Below are 16,009 nucleotides of genomic sequence, written 5' to 3'. Positions count from 1 at the left end.
GGGGGTGGGGGGTGGGGGGGGGGGGGGGGGGGGGCGGGCGCCGCGCCCCCGCCCCCCGCCCCGGTTGTGGACCTTGACCTCGGTGAGCCCCGTCTTCGCCCCGGAGGCGTGGGTGGCCAGGATCCGTACGCGCTGGGCGCTGATCGCAGGGAACCGCACCAGGTTGTAGTTGGCCCGCGGCGCCTCCGGACTTCTGGTCTGGCCGGGTACGTTCACCCAGGAACTGCCGTTGTAGTACTGGACGGTGTACGCGGATGGCGCCCGGTAGGTGGCGCTCGCCGGGCGGCTGTCCTTGAAGTACAGCCGTACCTCGTCGAGCGTGCGGGCCGAGCCGAAGTTCAGCTCGTACCAGTCCTGACTGTTGGGGGACCCGCCGGAGCCCCAGAACGGCTCGTTGGTGGGGTACCCGTCGACGGCGCCGGAGGCGCTGCTGCCGGATCCGGTGTGGGAGACGGACACCGTCGCACCGGCGGCGAGGTTGGGCAGGTCGGCTGTCAGGTCGACGCCGGCCTTGGCGAGCATGTCGACCATCCGGGGGCTGTTCTGCACGACCTGGTTCGGGGCCCGCAGACCGGTGACGGCCGTGCGGTAGGTGACCGTGCCGCTCGTGGTGACGTCGCCGGTGGCCGGGTCCCAGGTGAAGGGCGTCAGCGAGCTGACGGTGGCGGCGCGAGTCCCGTTGACGTAGATCGAGTAGCCCTCCGGGACGCCGGGGTAACGCTGCACCCCGTCGGCCGGGTCGTCCCACACGATGGACAGATCGGCGTTGCGGTAGCGGAGGTTGTTGACGGTGAAGTGGCTCCACCCGATGTTGATCGGGGAGAGCTCGACCTTCGCGTCATTGCGGGGGCGCAGTCCCGCGACGTCCTCGATCACGGTCCAGTTGCTGCTGCCGAGGATGTTGTGGTGGATCCAGGAGCGGTAGTTGACGGCGCTGCCGTTCCAGTCGGCCCAGAACTCGTTGGCGTCCGGCCACTGGGTGTTGCCGCCGACGTACTGCGCCCAGGTGTTCCAGTAGAGGAGCTTCTTGTAGTCGGTCGCGTTCATCCAGGAGTTGGGGTAGTTGCGCAGCACCGAGGAGTAGAGGCGGAACTGCACGGTGGAGTTGATGGTGGAGAAGTTGTTGGAGCCCGGGTTACCGGCGTCGGCCGCCGCCTTCTTGTCGGCCTGGTTGGCCGTGTAGAAGGGGAAGACGGGGTATTGGGCGGGGTCGTTGAACAGGCGCAGGGCCTGCTTGTAGGTGGCGGTGTCGGGGACGGCTCCGACCGAGAACGGGTAGTAGTTGTTGATCTCCTTCCAGGGCACCCATTCGTCGGTCGACTTCAGCCGGTGCTCGAACAATTGCCGGTTCGGGTTCCAGAGCACGTTGACGATGGCGTTCTTGATCTGCGTCGCGAGCGTGCGCATCTCGGTGGCCTTGGCCGTGTTGCCGATCGCCTCGTACGCCTGGGCCGCGGCGAGCGCGCCGCTGTACTGGTAGGCGGACTCGGCGCGGTCCATGTTGCCGGGCTTCCAGTGGAAGGAGACGGCGTCGGCGTCGTTGCCGGTCAGTGCGCCCCAGTCGTATTCGATGAGCTTGTTGTTGTCGTGGTCGTACTGGGCGAGCTGACCCTTGACGTCGCCCTCCGCGTAGTGGGCGAGGTTGGCGGCGACGCCGGGCTGGCCGCCGTGGATCTGGTAGCTCTTCCACGCGGCCTCGGCGATGTACTGGGTGTAGCTGTTGGACCAGTTCTCCGGGTCACCGGGGTTGTCGAGGAACCGGCCGCCCTTGGAGATCTGGCCGACGCTGAGCCAGTCCCCGTACGCGTAGGACGGGTCGCGCAGGTACTTGAGGTCGTCGATGTGCATGGGCTGGGTGAGGGCGATCGCGTTGTTGTAACCGAGGACGCCTTCGGTGGACGTCGGGAACTGGAAGGTCTGCCCGGGGATGTCGGCGTCGAGGTTGTTGAAGCGCATCAGCCACCAGCGGTAGTAGATGTTCTTCTTGATCGCGGGTTCGGGGACGTCGATGTAGGGCACGTTCTGAGCCCACCACAGGTTGTAGGCCTTGACGTGGGTGGCGAACGCGGTCGTGCTCGAATAGCCCGCGTAGGCGTTGTACTCGGTGAGCGATGCGGGGATCTCGTCGGTGACGAAGCCCATCACGACCTTGGCGGTCACCGTGGCCCCGGCCGCGACCGTCACGGACCGGCCCAGCCCGCCGCCGGTGGCGGTGAAGCCGTCACCGGTGAGCCGGGGGCGGATGGTCGTGAGGTTGTTGTAGGCGTTGACCTGCCCGGTCAGCTCGCCGCCGCTGCCCGTGGTGGCGTACGGAGAGGTGGCCCGTAACTGCAGCGTGGTGGAGCCGGTGCCGTTGTTCTTGATCGACAGGTTGGTCACGGCGACGTTGTTGTCGGTGATGAACTTGGTCTGGGTGACCGCGATCGAGCCGCTGGTGTGCACGCTCTTCCAGTGGCTGGGCACCTGCCGGCGTTGCGAGACCTGCTCCGTGAAGGTGCCCGGGCTGATCGCGACGGTGTAGGCGTTGTTGTCGTTGACGCTCTCCCAGTAGGCGACGTGGCCGCCGAAGCCGAGCACCGCGGGGTCGTGCGTCTTCATGAAGAGCGCGCGGCCACGGCTCATCAGCCAGGGGCCGGACGGGTCGTTGCCGGAGCGGGCCAGCAGCCGGTCCATCCAGAAGTCGGTCCCCGAGCTCTCCGCGTCGTACATGGTCCGCATCATGTCGCCCGGGGTGTAGGCGACGGGCGCGGCCGGGATCGCGGGTCCGCCGAAGGTGGGGAACCCGATGGTCTGGTCGGCGTGGGCCGGGGGCACGGCGAGGACGGAACAGGCGAGGAGCAGCAGGGCGACGACCAGGCGTTTCAGGACGGGGCCTGTCGGTCCCGGATGCCCGCCGTGCCTGCGCCCGGCCCGGCCGGCGCCGGGTGGCGCGAAGAGGGTCGGAGCGTTGGAGACGCCCCCTCCCGGGGGCTCCGTCCGTCGTTTTCTCATCGGATGCTCCCCATCCAGTTGGCAGCGAGCGTCTGCTCGCGACGGCGCCGGCGTTCTCACCGCCGGCCGTGTAGTGCTCCTGACAAAAGCCACACGTGGAAGCGCCGGAGGGCGGGGAAAGGGGTCGGACAGGGGGAGGGCTTCGCCGCGTCTCCGTGACGTACTGGAACGACGTACCGGAACGAACTGCTGAACGACGTACCGGAACGACCTGCTGGAACGACGTACCGAAACGACCTGAAAGGTTTTCGCAACGTAGGTCCGGGATCTTGAGGTGTCAAGGGGAACGCCCGGGGCCCGGCGGCACCGGGCGTCGCTTTCAGGACAACGGCGCCGTGGACCCCCTGATCACCACCCGGCAGGGCAGGGTCTCGGTGCCCGAGCGCCGCGCTCCGGCGATCGCGCCGAACAGGGCCTGCGCGGCGGCCCGCCCGACCTGTTCGAGGTTCATGTCGACGCTGGTCAGCGGGGGGCGGGAGGCGGACGTCAGGACCTGCCAGTTGTCGAAGCCCATGACCGCCACGTCCTCCGGCACCCGGTGGCCGCGCTCGCGCAGGACGTCCATGACGCCCCGGGCGATCTGGTCGCTGCCGCACAGGACGGCGTCCACGTCCGGGTGCTGGTCGAGCAGCATCGCGGTGGCCGCCCGCCCCCAGCCCTCCGACCACACCCCGAACCGTGGCTCCCCGACCGGGGCGAGGCCGGCGTCGGCGAGCGCGGCCAGGGCGCCCTCGGCCCGCTCCTGCGCGGCGAGGTACCCGGGGTCGCCGGTGATGTGCGCGATCCGGGTACGTCCGCAGGCGAGCAGGTGGCCGACCGCGATCCGGCCGCCGCCCACGCCGTCGGGGACGATGGACAGATCCGCCGGATCATCCGACGGCGCGTACGCGTAGACGACGGGGACGGGCAACTCGCGGCCCAGGGACGGACGCGGGTCGGTCCGGCTGCCCACCACGATCAGCCCGTCGACCCGGCGGCCGAGCAGCGCGCGTACATGGTGCTGCTCGCGGATCGCGTCACCACGGGCGTCACAGAGGAACACGGAGACCTCGCCCGCCCCGAAGGCGTCCTCGGCCCCCATGAGGATCGGGATGCTGAACCGGCCCTCCAGGTCACTGGTGAGCAGACCGACGGTGCCCGTGCGTCCGGCCAGCAGGCCGCGCGCCAGCTGGTTGGGCCGGAACGACAGACGCTCGGCCGCGTCGATCACCCGCCGGCGTGTCTCCGCGCGCACCTGGCTGCGGCCGTTGAGGGCCTTCGACGCGGTGGCCACGGACACGCCCGCCAGCCGGGCGACATCGCTGAGCGTGGCGGGCCGCGAACGGGAGGGGTTGGTGGCCTGTGCCATGGGTGTTCTCCTGTCTCGCGTCGCGTGCCGGGACCGTCGAGGCGGCACGTCGCACGTAAAACCGTACGCGAGAAGTTTCGGTCGAGGTGCGCCCATGCTGCCTCCAGAGGTTTCGGCGAAGCACTACGTCCTTTCCCCGCAAGGGGATTGACGGGCACCGAGCCGAGTCCTAGCTTTCTGAAAGCCTTTTCGTTCGGCCCGCCGCAACCCGAGGGGGATCGACATGAGAAGCACGACCGGACCATCTGGACGTATACACCGTCTCGTCATCCGCGCTGCCGCTCTGCTGGCCGCCGCGAGCCTGCTCACGGCCTGCGGCTCCGGGGGTGATGGCCCGGACGGCGCGGGAGGCGGAACGGCGGACGCCAAGGGCGCCGACGACGGCACCACCCTGACGATGTGGACGCGTGCGGCGACCCGGCCGCAGAGCGAGGGCCTGGTCAAGGCGTACAACGCGAGCCACAGGAACAAGATCGAGCTGACCGTCGTCCCCACCGACGACTACCAGGCCAAGGTCGGTGCCGCCGCCGGATCCCGGGACCTCCCCGACCTGTTCGCCTCCGACGTGGTGTTCGTCCCCAACTACACCTCCAGCGGGTTGTTCGCCGACCTCACCGCACGCATCGACGCCCTGCCCTTCGCCGGGCACCTGGCCCAGTCGCACATCAGGGCCGGCACGTACGAGGACAGGAAGTACGTCGTGCCGCACACCCTCGACCTCTCGGTGCTCTTCTACAACAAGGAGCTCTACCGGCGGGCCGGGCTCGACCCCGACACCCCGCCCACCAGCCTGAGCGAGTGGGACCGTCAGGCGCGGGCCGTGGACGCGCTCGGCGGCGGCGTCAACGGCACCTTCTTCGGCGGCAACTGCGGCGGTTGCGGTGTCTTCACCTGGTGGCCGTCGATCTGGGCCGCGGGGGAGGAGGTGCTGAACAAGGAGGGAACCGAGGCATCCCTCGCCTCCGACGCGGCGAAGAAGGTCTACGAGACCTACCGCGGCTGGGTGAAGGACGGCATCGTGGCCCCCGGCGCACGTGAGGAGACCGGCACCACCTGGACGGGGCTCTTCCCGAAGGGGCAGGTCGGAGTCATGCCCATGCCCTCGACCACCCTGGGGCTGATGCCTCAGGACCTCGACCTCGGCGTCGCGCCCATCCCCGGGCCCGACGGCGGCGCGTCCACCTTCGTCGGCGGTGACGCCATCGGCGTCTCCGCCACCAGTGGCTCGGCCGACCAGGCATGGAACTTCCTCGCCTGGTCACTGGGCGACACGGCGCAGGTCGACGTGGTCGCCGCGCACAAGGACGTCGTGGCGCGCACCGATCTCGCGTCCAACAAGCACTCCGACGCGGACCCGCGGCTGGTGACGATCAACAAGCTCGTCGCGGAAGGGCGGACCCCGTACGCGCCGAAGTTCGGCCAGACCTTCAACGACCCCAACGGGCCCTGGCTGACCCTGATGCGCCATGCCGTCTTCGGCGACGGGTCGTCCGTCGACCAGGACAACAAGGCGGTCACCGCGTCGCTGACCGACTGAGCGGCCACCCGGCTCCGTCACCCGCCCCTCCCACGGCACACGACGCACCCCGCACGGCACACGGCACACGACGCACCCCGGACGGCACACGGCACACGACGCACCCCGGACGGCACACGGCGTTCGGCACACGGCAGACGGCGCTCGGCACACCCCGCACGGCACACGACGCACCCCGCACGGCACACGGCGTTCGGCACACGGCACACGGCAGACGGCGCTCGGCACACGACGCACGGCACACGGCAGAGGAGAGCCATGCATCTGAAGGCGGCCGAGCCAGCGGCGGCCGACGACCGGGCCCGGCCCGTGGGACGGGCGGGCCGGCGGACCGGCCGACGGGTGGGCCCGTCCCGCACGGCCGCGCCCCGGTGGCGGTCCCGCACCATGAAGGGCCTTGCCTACGCGGCTCCCACGGCCGTGTTCGTCGCGGTCTTCTTCCTGCTGCCGCTGCTGCTCGTCGGGCAGATGTCGCTCAGCGACTGGCCGCTCCTCGCCGGGGACCGGGGCATCAACGCCCCCGAGAACTACACCGACGCCACCGGCACCACCCTGTTCTGGCCCGCGGTCCGCTTCACCCTCCTCTACACCGTGATCGTCACGGTCGTACTCCTCGGGCTGGCGCTCCTCCTCGCCCTGCTCGTACAGGAAGCCCGGCCCGGCGCGGGCTTCTTCCGTGCGGTCTACTTCCTGCCCAGCGTCCTCGGACTGGCCTCCGCCTCGCTGCTGTTCTGGGGGCTGTACAGCCCCACCACCGGCCCACTCGGCCACCTGCTGGAAACGCTCGGCCTCGTCGACGACCCGGTCTCCTTCCTCTCCACACCGACCTCGGCCCTGCTGTCGACGGTGTTCCTCATCGTCTGGAAGTTCGCGGGCTTCTACATGCTGATCCTCCTCGTCGGCCTCCAGCGCATCTCCCAGGAGGTGTTCGAGGCGGCACGGATGGACGGTGCCGGCCGCGGCCAGATCTTCCGCGCCATCACACTGCCGCTGCTGCGACCGTCCCTCGCCCTGACCCTGCTGCTGTGTGTGACCGGATCGCTGCTCGCCTTCGACCAGTTCTTCATCCTCACCAAGGGCGGACCGGACAACAGCACCGTCACCGTGGTCCAGTTGATCTACCGCGAAGCGTTCCAGCGGCTGAACCTCGGTACCGCGGCGGCCCTCTCGATCATCGTGCTGGCCGTGCTGCTCCTGCTCAACGCCCTTCAGTTCCGCGGTCTGCGCCACGCCGACACATCATGAGCCCGCACCTCGTCGCGCACTTCAAGGGAGGGGAGACCACGGTGCTGACCCGCGCCCTGGGCCGTACGCCCTACTACGTCGTCGCCGGAGGCCTGGCCGTCATCTTCCTCTTTCCGCTGCTGTGGAACGCCTGGGCGTCCGTGAGCGGACAACCCGGCACCGCGCAGGAGTCCGGCCACGGCCTCGGCAACTACCGCACACTGCTGGAGTACGACGCGGGCCTGTGGCGGTACCTCATCAACAGCACCGTCGTCTCCGCGCTGACCGTCGCCCTGACCCTGGGGGTGTCCCTGCTGGGCGGCTACGCCTTCGCCCGCTTCGACTTCCCCGGCAAGAACCCGCTGTTCCTGCTCACCCTGGCCATCCTCATGGTCCCCTACGCCACACTCCTCATCCCGCTCTACGTCCTGCTCGGCAGACTCCATCTCCAGAACTCACTGATCGGGCTCAGCCTGGTGCTGGCCATGTTCCAACTGCCGTTCGCCACCTTCATGATGCGGATCTCCTTCGAGGCGGTGCCCCGCGAACTGGAGGAGTCCGCGCTCGTCGACGGCTGCGGCACGGCGGGCGCGCTGCGCCGCGTCCTCCTCCCGGCGGTGCGGCCGGGGCTGATCACCGTCGGTCTCTTCGCCTTCCTCGCCGCCTGGAACGACTTCATCGCCCCGCTGATCCTCATCTCGGACAGTGCGAAGGCACCGCTGCCGCTGGCCGTCGCGAACCTGCGGCAGCAGAGCATGGGCGCCGTCGACTACGGTGCCACGGAGGCGGGCGTGGTGGTCCTCGCCGTGCCCTGCCTCCTGCTGTTCCTGCTGCTCCAACGGCACTACATACGGGGCTTCATGTCCGGCGCGCTCAAGGGCTGACGTCTCCCCGGACGCCGTACACCCAGGTGCGAGCGGCGCCGTACACACCACGACCGAAGGGACGAACCGAAGGCATGGACTCGTGAAGGAGAACACGGCACGGCCGGCTGTCCTGCCGGTGGCGCCGACCCGCGGCCGGCTGCGACCGCTCGGTCTCGACGAGGTCAGGATCACCGGCGGGTTCTGGGCCCGGCGGCGGCACACCAACGAGACCGCCACGCTCGGGCACTGCCTCGACTGGATGGAACGCGCCGGGTGGACCGGCAACTTCCGGGCGGCGGCCGAGGGGCGGGTCCACCGGGACCGGCGGGGCCGGGAGTTCGCCGACTCCGAGCTGTACAAGCTCCTCGAAGCCATGGCCTGGCAGGCCGGTACCGGCGCCGGTACGACGTTCGACGCGGAGACCGCCGCACTCACCGAGGCCATCGCGTCAGCCCAGGAACCGGACGGCTATCTGAACACCGCCTTCGGCCGCCCCGGACAGCAACCCCGCTACAGCGACCTCCCATGGGGCCACGAGCTGTACTGCTACGGGCACTTGATCCAGGCGGGCATCGCCCAGGCACGGACCCGCGGCGAGGGCGAGCTGACGAAGGTGGCCCTGCGCGCCGCCGACCACGTGTGCGCCACCTTCGGCCCCGGCGGCGTCGAGGCGGTCTGCGGGCACCCGCAGATCGAGACGGCCCTGGTGGAGCTGGCCAGGCTGACCGGGGAGCGGCGCTACCTCGACCAGGCCGCGCTCTTCGTCGACCGGCGCGGCCACGGCACGCTCCCCGACGGCGAGTTCGGCCGCGTCTACCACCAGGACGACGTGCCCGTACGGGAGGCCGCGGTGCTGCGCGGCCACGCCGTCCGCGCCCTCTACCTCGCGGCGGGCGCCGTCGACGTGGCCGTGGAAACCGGGGACGACGCCCTGCTCGCCGCGGTCGTACGGCAGTGGGGGACCACCGTCGCCCGGCGCACCTATCTGACCGGCGGAATGGGCGCACACCACCGGGACGAGTCCTTCGGCGACGACTTCGTCCTCCCGCCGGACCGCGCCTACGCGGAGACCTGCGCCGGTGTCGCCTCGGTCATGCTCAGCTGGCGGCTGCTGCTGGCCACCGGGGAGCCGCGCTACGCCGACCTGGCCGAGCGGACCCTGTTCAACGTGGTCGCCACCTCCCCGGCGGAGGACGGCCGGTCCTTCTTCTACGCCAACACCCTGCACCGGCGCCACCGGGGCGCCCCGCCCGACCCGGACGCCATGAGTCCGCGCGCCGAATCGGGCCTGCGCGCGCCCTGGTTCGCGGTGTCCTGCTGCCCGACCAACGTGGCGCGGACCCTGGCCCAGCTGCCCGCCCATGTCGCGACGGCGGACGACCGGGGCATCCAACTGCACCAGTACGCCGACGCGGAGATCGCCACGACCCTCACCGGGGGCCACGGCGTGGCCCTGCGGGTGCGCACCGACTATCCGTCGGGCGGCAGTGTGGTGGTACGCGTCGACCGGTCGCCGGACCACCCGTGGACCCTGTCCCTGCGCGTCCCCGCCTGGGCGGCGGACGCCACCACCTGGCTGACCGAGCCGGACGGAGGCCGCCGTGCCGTCGCCCCGGGCACCGCGGAGATCACCCGCGACTTCCGGCCCGGCGACGAGATTCGGCTCGAACTGCCCGTACGGGCGCGGTGGATCCGTGCCGATCCACGCGTCGACGCGGCGCGCGGCACGGTGGCCGTCCAGCGCGGACCGCTGGTGTACTGCGCCGAATCCGTGGACCTGCCGGACGGCCACGACGTCGACGCGATACGGGTCGACCCGACCGCGGAACCGGAGGACGCGCCGGGCGGACCGGGTGGTGCGGGCGGCGCCGTCGTGGTCGCCGGAGACATCACCGCACACGGGACACAGCGCGACGGGGCCTGGCCGTACCGGCCGCTCGACGCCCCCGCCGCCCCACGGGCCGCCGACCGCGGGGGGATCGTCCTGGTCCCCTACCACTCCTGGGCGAACCGCGGTCCCTCGACCATGCGGGTGTGGCTGCCGACCACGAACCCATGACCGCCTCGCGTGACGGTGCCCGGCACGACCGCGACGCGCCATCTGCCGTATGTGCGATGCGAGTTGGACGGGGCGTCCTCATGGATCCGGAAGCCCGGCGTTCGTGGGTATCCAGCCGGGACAGGTGGCGTCAAGAGGCCCCGCGCCCGCGACGTCGTACCGGCGCCGAGGTCCCTCCGCACGGGCAGGCCGACCCCGGCATCCTGGCCAGGGCGCGCGAGGCCCGACCGGCGATGCCGGCACTGCCGGAGATCGACAGCGCCGTGACGGATCTGCAGAAGATCGTCCGACCCACCGTGAACGTCATCCGCTCCAACGGCGGCACGGTGGGCGCCGCCGCGTTCCTCTCCGTCCTCTTCTCCCTGCCGCCGCCGTCGGCCCCACCGCCTTCGTGAGCGCCGCCTTGCGGGTACCCGACACCAGGCTGTCGGCGGACTGAACCGCGCCTGCCGCGACAGGACTTCGGCTGCCGGTCATCCCTCCGACCGCTGCCCGCCATCCGGTCGGCGGACCGAGCCCGTACCGTTCCGCCGTTCGACTCGATCGATACCTTGGAGGGGACATGCGAGACCGCATGAGGACAGCCTGCCGCGCGGTGACGGTGGCCGTCGCGCTGGCGGCGGCGGGGGGAGCGACCGCGGTTCCGGCGGTGGCGGCGCCGACCGGTATCACTCGCGTCGCGTTGCCACCGGCGCCGACCGGTCTGACGTACAGCTATGACGCGATCGCCCAGCAGGCGACCGTCCGATGGAATCCGAAGGACCCGGCCGACACGGTGACGACCGGCTACCGCGAGGTGAGCTGCGCCGGGCCCACGACCGCCGACGGGCCGTGCTTCATCCGGGCCTCGGGGCCGCTGCTGACCGGCGACTCGTTCACGTTCCGCCTGGCCGCGGGCCGGACGTTCTATTTCCGGCTCGCCGCAGAGAACGCGGCTCACCAGCACACCAGTTCGGCGATCCTCACCATCACCACCACGTGACGAGGTAGACCCACCGGCCGCGCGGCCGCCCCGCCGCGACGTGGTGGCCGCGCGGACGCGGCCCGGCCTCCGGGCCGCGTCCGCGGTCAGGACGCCGTTGTGTCGAAGCGCGGCTCCTCCCGCAGCAGGGCGCTCAGATCGTGGCCCGGGGCGATCTCCGACGGCCGGGCGCCGCGCCGGAGGACGACGCCGCCCGCGTCGATTCCGCCCAGCGTCAGCCGGTCCGCCTCCCTGCGCAGCCACGTCCCCTCGCGCAGGCCCACCACCGGAACGTCGTTCTCCTCCAGGAACTGCTCCAGCCGCTGCGCCCGGGTCTCGCCCATGTGGGCGGTGTCCGGCCGGGCGTCCAGGTAGTGCGGGTTGATCTGGAACGGCAGCAGGCCCAGCGCCTCGAACGACGGCGGCTGGACGATCGGCATGTCATTGGTGGTACGCAGTGTGGGGCAGGCCATGTTGGTGCCCGCGCTCGACCCCATGTAGACCGCGCCGGCGGTGACCCGCTCCCGGATCGCCCGCACCATGCCGTGCTCGTGCAGCGCCTTGAGCAGCCGGAAGCTGTTGCCGCCGCCGACGAACACCGCCTGCGCTCCCCGGATCAACTCGGCCGGGTCCGGCGCGGTGTGGGCGCCGGTCACCTCCACCCCCAGGGGCGCGAGGGCCTCGGCCACCTGCGCGGTGTAGCCGTCCCGGTCGGCCAGGGCGTACGGCACGAAGACCAGGTGGCGCGCCCCGTCGAGTACGGCGGCGATCTCCTCCCGCGCGTGGTCCAGGTAACCGCGTCCGGGGGCGGTGGAGTTCGAGAGCAGCAGCAGTCGCATGAGGGCCTTTCTGACGGTGATTCGGTAGTCCGGTGACTCGGTAGTCCGATGACTCGGTAGTCCGGTGATTCGTGAAGGGCGGGACCGAACGGCCCCTTCGGAGCGAGCCCTTCGACCGCCTGCCCGGCCCGCTTCAGCGCCTGCCCGGCTGCCCGGCCCGCCGTGGCCGCAGCGGCGTCAGCAGTTTGCCCAGGTCCGTCGCCGCCTGGAGCAAAGGGGCGACGAGTTCCGTCCTGCGGCCCTGGAACGCGTCGAGGGGAGCGGCCACCGACAGGGTGCCCACCGGTCGCCTGCCCACCATGACCGGGGCCGCGAGCGCCGCGGTTTCCGGATCGTACTCGCCTTCGGAGTACGCGTAACCGTTGCGCCGCACCTCGGCGAAGCGCTCCTCCAGCAGGGCGGGATCGGTCAGCGTACGGTCGCTGAACCGGGCCATCGGGCGACCGTACAGCAGCGCGGCCCGGTCGCCCGGCGCGAGCATACCGAAGTAGGCGCGGGAGGTGGCTCCGGCGTGCGCCGGGTACAGCTCGCCCGCCAGGCCGTAGATGCGCAGGGGGCCGGCCGCCCCGTCCACCGCCGTGACGCAGCGCATGTGCACCCCGTCGGGCACGGCGAACAGCGCGCCGACGCCCACCGCGTCCGCCATGGCCCGCAACGTCGGCCGGACCAGGCTGGCCATCCCGCCGTCCCGCTCCCAGACCCGCGCCAGGTGCCAGACGGCGGGCCCGAGCCGGTACCGGCGGGAGCGGGCGTCCGAGACCAGGAAGCCCCGGTAGGCGAGCGCGGCCAGCAGCCGCTGCGCCACGGATTTGTCCAGGCCGAACTCCGTCGCGACCTCGGTGACGCCCCACTCGGGGCGCTCACGGTCGAAGGAGAGCAGGAGGCTCAGGACGCGGTCGGCGGTCTGGAGCGGAGGGGGTGTCGCTGTTACCGGGGTGCTGTCAGCCATGGCAGAAGCGTAAACAATCCCGCATATCGAGAAAACATTGCGCTCTGCGCTCGGGCAGGCGGATTGTGAGCCACGTTGGCGTGAATCCGCCGCGACGGACCCCGTAGGGACACCCCCGTAGGGCGCACATCCGTACGGCCCGCACGGCGAGACCGTGTACGGGATCGGGTACGACCCGATGCCGTACCGGCGATCCGTTCCGTACGAGAGAACCCGTACGGGTACCCCCACCCGGGGCCTCGCGCACAGGACCGCCGACGGCCGCGCGGAACGTCAGGAACGACGGCTCCTCCACGCGGCCGACCGCACCCGCCGCCCGTCCGGTCAGGCCACCGCACCGCCCGACCCCCGTCGTGAGAGGCCCTCTCTTGCTGAAGCACGTCCTTGAGATCATCGAACTTCTCGACCGTCCGCAGACCAGCGGGGAACTCCTCGCCGAACACCTGCGGGCCGTCCAGACCGCCGCGGGCGCCGACGCGCGGACGGCCCCGCGGGTCGAGGTGCGTACGGTCACCGGCGATCAGGGCAGTACGGACTTCGTGTCCGTCACCATCCCCGGGCGCAACGGCCGGACCGGCGGCGGCGACGCCCCGACCCTCGGCATCCTCGGCCGGCTCGGCGGAGTGGGCGCGCGCCCGGAACGTATCGGCCTGGTCTCCGACGCCGACGGCGCGGTGGCCGCGCTGTCCGCCGCCGCCAAGCTCCTCGACATGCACGCACGCGGAGACGTTCTGGACGGCGATGTGATGCTTTCCACACATGTGTGCGGATGGGCCCCGACCCGTCCCCACGACCCCGTACCCTTCATGGATTCCCCGGTGGACACCCTGACCTGCAACCGTGAGGAGATCTCGTCCGAGATGGACGCGGTCGTCTCCATCGACACCACCAAGGGCAACCGGCTGCTCAACCACCGGGGGATCGCCCTGTCGCCCACCATCTGCCAGGGCTGGATCCTGCGGGTCAGCGAGGACCTGCTGTCCGTCCTGGAGAGCGTGACCGGGGAGCCCGCGCGGGTTCTGCCCGTGACCACGCAGGACATCACCCCGTACGGCAACGGGGTGCACCACATCAACTCCATCCTCCAGCCCGCCGTCGCCACCGACGCCCCGGTGGTAGGCCTCGCGATCACCGCCGCCACGGCGGTGGCCGGGTGCGGCACCGGCGCCAGCCACGAGGGCGACATCGCCGCGGCGGCCCGGTTCGCGATCGAGACGGCGAAGGAGTTCGGCCGCGGGGGCGCCCGGTTCGTCGACCCGGACGAGTTCGCGCGCCTGGTCGAGCTGTACGGGCCGATGACCCGCCTGCAGGCCGCCCCGGACGAGGCGCCGGCCGGGGCCTGACCCCACCGCTCGCCCCGCACCGCCGCGGACCCGTACCACCGGCCTCCCCGCACCGCCGCCGGCCTCGCACCGCCGAAGTCTCCCCGCACCGCCGCGCCCCGTGCGGCAGTCGATCCCCGTACCGCCGCGCCGTCCCTTCTGGAGTCCCCTTGAACCCGAGAGCCTCGACCGCCTCCACCGGCTCGGCCGCCCCGTCGGACACGACAGGGGCACCGGCCAGGCACCCGCGCGCCTTCGAACCGATCACGCTGATCATCACGATCGTCATGTCGGTCCTCGGCGCCCTGATCGGCATCGTGCTGATCACCTCGCTCGGCGTGTCCCCGAACACGGCGGTCATCGGCGCGCTGATAGCCATGCTCATCGGCCGGATACCGATCGGCATGCTGAAGCGGATGCGCTCCCAGCACCGGCAGAACCTGGTGCAGTCGGCGATCTCCGGTTCCACGTTCGCCGCGGCCAACTCCCTGCTCACCCCCATCGCGGTGCCCTTCGCGCTGGGCCGTACGGACCTGGTGTGGCCCATGCTGGGCGGCGCCGCCATCGGGCTGGCGGTCGACAGCTGGGTGCTGTTCCGGGTGTTCGACTCCACGCTGCTGCCCGCCACCAACTCCTGGCCCGCGGGCGTCGCCGCGGCCGAGACGATCAAGGCGGGGGACAGCGGGGGACGCAAGGCGGCGGTGCTCGGCGCCGGTGCGGTGGTCGGGCTGGTCGGCGCGCTGCTGAAGCTGCCCACCAGCGCGGCGGGTGTCGGCTTCCTGGGCAACATCTGGGCGCTGCTGATGTTCGGCATCGGGCTGACCGTCGCCCAGTACGCGCCCGATGTCCTGCACGTCGACCTCGCCGCCGAGCACGTGCCGCACGGTCTGATGATCGGCGCGGGGCTCGTCGCCCTCGTCCAGGCACTGCTGCTGATGAAGGGCCGTAAGAGCGGCGGCAAGGACCGCTCGGCGGGCGCGGGCAAGGCGGCCGGCGGCGGCCCGGCGGCCGACGTCCAGGGGCCCACGGTCGGGGCTCCGCAGCTCCGCCGCGGCCTGCTGGAGGGCATGGTGCTCTTCCTGGGCGGCGCCGTCGTGGTCGCGATCCTGGGCGGTGTGGCGGGCGGGCTGTCCCTGCCCGGCCTGATCGGCTGGGTCGCGCTGGCCGGCGCCGCCGCCCTCGTGCACCAGCTCATCGTGGGCCTGGCGGCCATGCACTCCGGATGGTTCCCGGCCTTCGCCGTCACCCTGATCGTCCTCATCGTCGGCCTGGTCCTGCACATCCCGACCGTGCCGCTCGCCCTCCTGGTGGGCTACACCGCCTCCACCGGCCCCGCGTTCGCCGACATCGGGTACGACTTCAAGGCGGGCTGGCTGCTGCGCCGGGACGCCACGCCGTGGAAGGTGTTCGAGCTGGACGGCCGGCGCCAGCAGTACCTGGCCCAGCTCGTCGGCTTCGCCGTGGCCCTCGTCGTGGTCGCGGTCGCCTGGAAGTCGTTCTTCTCCGAGGGCCGCGTTCCGCCGGTCTCCGAGGTGTACGTCGCGACCATCAAGACCGGACTCGACCCGGGCACCATGCGGACCATGCTGCTCTGGGCCATTCCCGGCGCGCTGGTGCAGTTCATCGGCGGATCGTCCCGGCAGATGGGCGTCCTGCTGGCCACAGGGCTCCTCGTGGCCACCCCCAACGCCGGCTGGATGGTGCTCGGCGCGCTGGCCATCCGGTACGGGTACACGGTGTGGCGCCGTCGCGGCCTGACCGATCCCGCGGCGCGCAAGGAGTCCGACGAGCAGGCCGAGAGTGATCTGTCGCTGGTCGGCGCCGGGCTGGTCGCGGGCAGCTCGCTCAACGACGTGGGGCAGTTGACGAAGGCCCTGTAGCGCTCCCCCTACCCCCTCTCACCCCGAAGGAAC

The 16,009-nt window shown here is 71.4% G+C and carries 12 protein-coding genes; 8 read left to right on the top strand and 4 right to left on the bottom strand.

Annotated elements, in window-relative coordinates:
• Positions 1-2,865 (bottom strand): discoidin domain-containing protein (locus ACFXPL_RS08795; protein ID WP_384915015.1); only part of this gene is annotated, 2,865 nt, incomplete at its 3' end.
• Between the two features lie 445 nt (positions 2,866-3,310).
• Positions 3,311-4,339 carry a LacI family DNA-binding transcriptional regulator gene (locus ACFXPL_RS08790; protein WP_384914753.1) on the bottom strand — a complete coding sequence of 343 codons (1,029 nt, stop codon included), beginning with the start codon at positions 4,337-4,339 and terminating at the stop codon, positions 3,311-3,313.
• Positions 4,340-4,562: 223 nt separating this feature from the next.
• On the opposite strand from ACFXPL_RS08790, the gene ACFXPL_RS08785 reads away from it, so the two are divergent.
• From ACFXPL_RS08785 to ACFXPL_RS08760, 6 genes are all read left to right on the top strand, one after another.
• Positions 4,563-5,876 (top strand): ABC transporter substrate-binding protein, encoded by a 1,314-nt coding sequence (locus ACFXPL_RS08785; protein ID WP_384914750.1) that lies wholly within the window; start codon positions 4,563-4,565, stop codon positions 5,874-5,876.
• A gap of 258 nt (positions 5,877-6,134) precedes the next feature.
• Complete coding sequence (locus ACFXPL_RS08780; RefSeq protein ID WP_384914747.1) at positions 6,135-7,121, top strand: carbohydrate ABC transporter permease; 987 nt, start codon at positions 6,135-6,137, stop codon at positions 7,119-7,121.
• A gap of 41 nt (positions 7,122-7,162) precedes the next feature.
• On the top strand, positions 7,163-7,984 hold the full coding sequence (locus ACFXPL_RS08775) for a carbohydrate ABC transporter permease (RefSeq protein ID WP_384915012.1): 822 nt from the start codon (positions 7,163-7,165) through the stop codon (positions 7,982-7,984).
• Positions 7,985-8,066: 82 nt separating this feature from the next.
• Positions 8,067-10,025, top strand: a complete 1,959-nt coding sequence (locus ACFXPL_RS08770) for a glycoside hydrolase family 127 protein (RefSeq protein WP_384914744.1) — start codon at positions 8,067-8,069, stop codon at positions 10,023-10,025.
• 233 nt (positions 10,026-10,258) lie between these two features.
• On the top strand, positions 10,259-10,420 hold the full coding sequence (locus tag ACFXPL_RS08765; protein ID WP_384914742.1) for a hypothetical protein: 162 nt from the start codon (positions 10,259-10,261) through the stop codon (positions 10,418-10,420).
• Positions 10,421-10,587: 167 nt separating this feature from the next.
• Positions 10,588-11,007: a fibronectin type III domain-containing protein gene (locus ACFXPL_RS08760; protein WP_384914738.1), complete on the top strand. Its 420-nt coding sequence runs from the start codon at positions 10,588-10,590 to the stop codon at positions 11,005-11,007.
• Between the two features lie 86 nt (positions 11,008-11,093).
• Here the strand turns inward: ACFXPL_RS08760 and pepE are convergent, their stop codons facing one another.
• Complete coding sequence (gene pepE / locus ACFXPL_RS08755; RefSeq protein ID WP_384914735.1) at positions 11,094-11,825, bottom strand: dipeptidase PepE; 732 nt, start codon at positions 11,823-11,825, stop codon at positions 11,094-11,096.
• A gap of 133 nt (positions 11,826-11,958) precedes the next feature.
• Positions 11,959-12,774: an IclR family transcriptional regulator gene (locus ACFXPL_RS08750; RefSeq protein WP_384914732.1), complete on the bottom strand. Its 816-nt coding sequence runs from the start codon at positions 12,772-12,774 to the stop codon at positions 11,959-11,961.
• Between the two features lie 368 nt (positions 12,775-13,142).
• Here ACFXPL_RS08750 and ACFXPL_RS08745 point away from each other — a divergent pair, with 368 nt between their 5' ends.
• Positions 13,143-14,117, top strand: a complete 975-nt coding sequence (locus tag ACFXPL_RS08745; RefSeq protein WP_384914729.1) for a DUF1177 domain-containing protein — start codon at positions 13,143-13,145, stop codon at positions 14,115-14,117.
• A 149-nt stretch (positions 14,118-14,266) separates the two neighbouring features.
• Positions 14,267-15,976 (top strand): OPT family oligopeptide transporter, encoded by a 1,710-nt coding sequence (locus ACFXPL_RS08740; protein ID WP_384914726.1) that lies wholly within the window; start codon positions 14,267-14,269, stop codon positions 15,974-15,976.
• Positions 15,977-16,009: the final 33 nt, after the last annotated feature.

Origin of the sequence: Streptomyces sp. NPDC059092 (assembly GCF_042756365.1) — a bacterium.
In the GTDB taxonomy this organism is placed as follows: Bacteria; Actinomycetota; Actinomycetes; order Streptomycetales; family Streptomycetaceae; genus Streptomyces.
The sequence above is the reverse complement of the archived record's forward strand: the minus strand, read 5'-3'. Positions and strand labels throughout refer to the sequence as shown.

Bases quoted from the DNA above. Each gene is read 5' to 3' on its own strand.
- ACFXPL_RS08790 (WP_384914753.1), bottom strand. From the start codon at position 4,339: ATGGCACAGGCCACCAACCCCTCCCGTTCGCGGCCCGCCACGCTCAGC.
- ACFXPL_RS08785 (WP_384914750.1), top strand. From the start codon at position 4,563: ATGAGAAGCACGACCGGACCATCTGGACGTATACACCGTCTCGTCATC.
- ACFXPL_RS08780 (WP_384914747.1), top strand. From the start codon at position 6,135: ATGCATCTGAAGGCGGCCGAGCCAGCGGCGGCCGACGACCGGGCCCGG.
- ACFXPL_RS08765 (WP_384914742.1), top strand. From the start codon at position 10,259: ATGCCGGCACTGCCGGAGATCGACAGCGCCGTGACGGATCTGCAGAAG.
- ACFXPL_RS08760 (WP_384914738.1), top strand. From the start codon at position 10,588: ATGCGAGACCGCATGAGGACAGCCTGCCGCGCGGTGACGGTGGCCGTC.
- pepE (WP_384914735.1), bottom strand. From the start codon at position 11,825: ATGCGACTGCTGCTGCTCTCGAACTCCACCGCCCCCGGACGCGGTTAC.
- ACFXPL_RS08750 (WP_384914732.1), bottom strand. From the start codon at position 12,774: ATGGCTGACAGCACCCCGGTAACAGCGACACCCCCTCCGCTCCAGACC.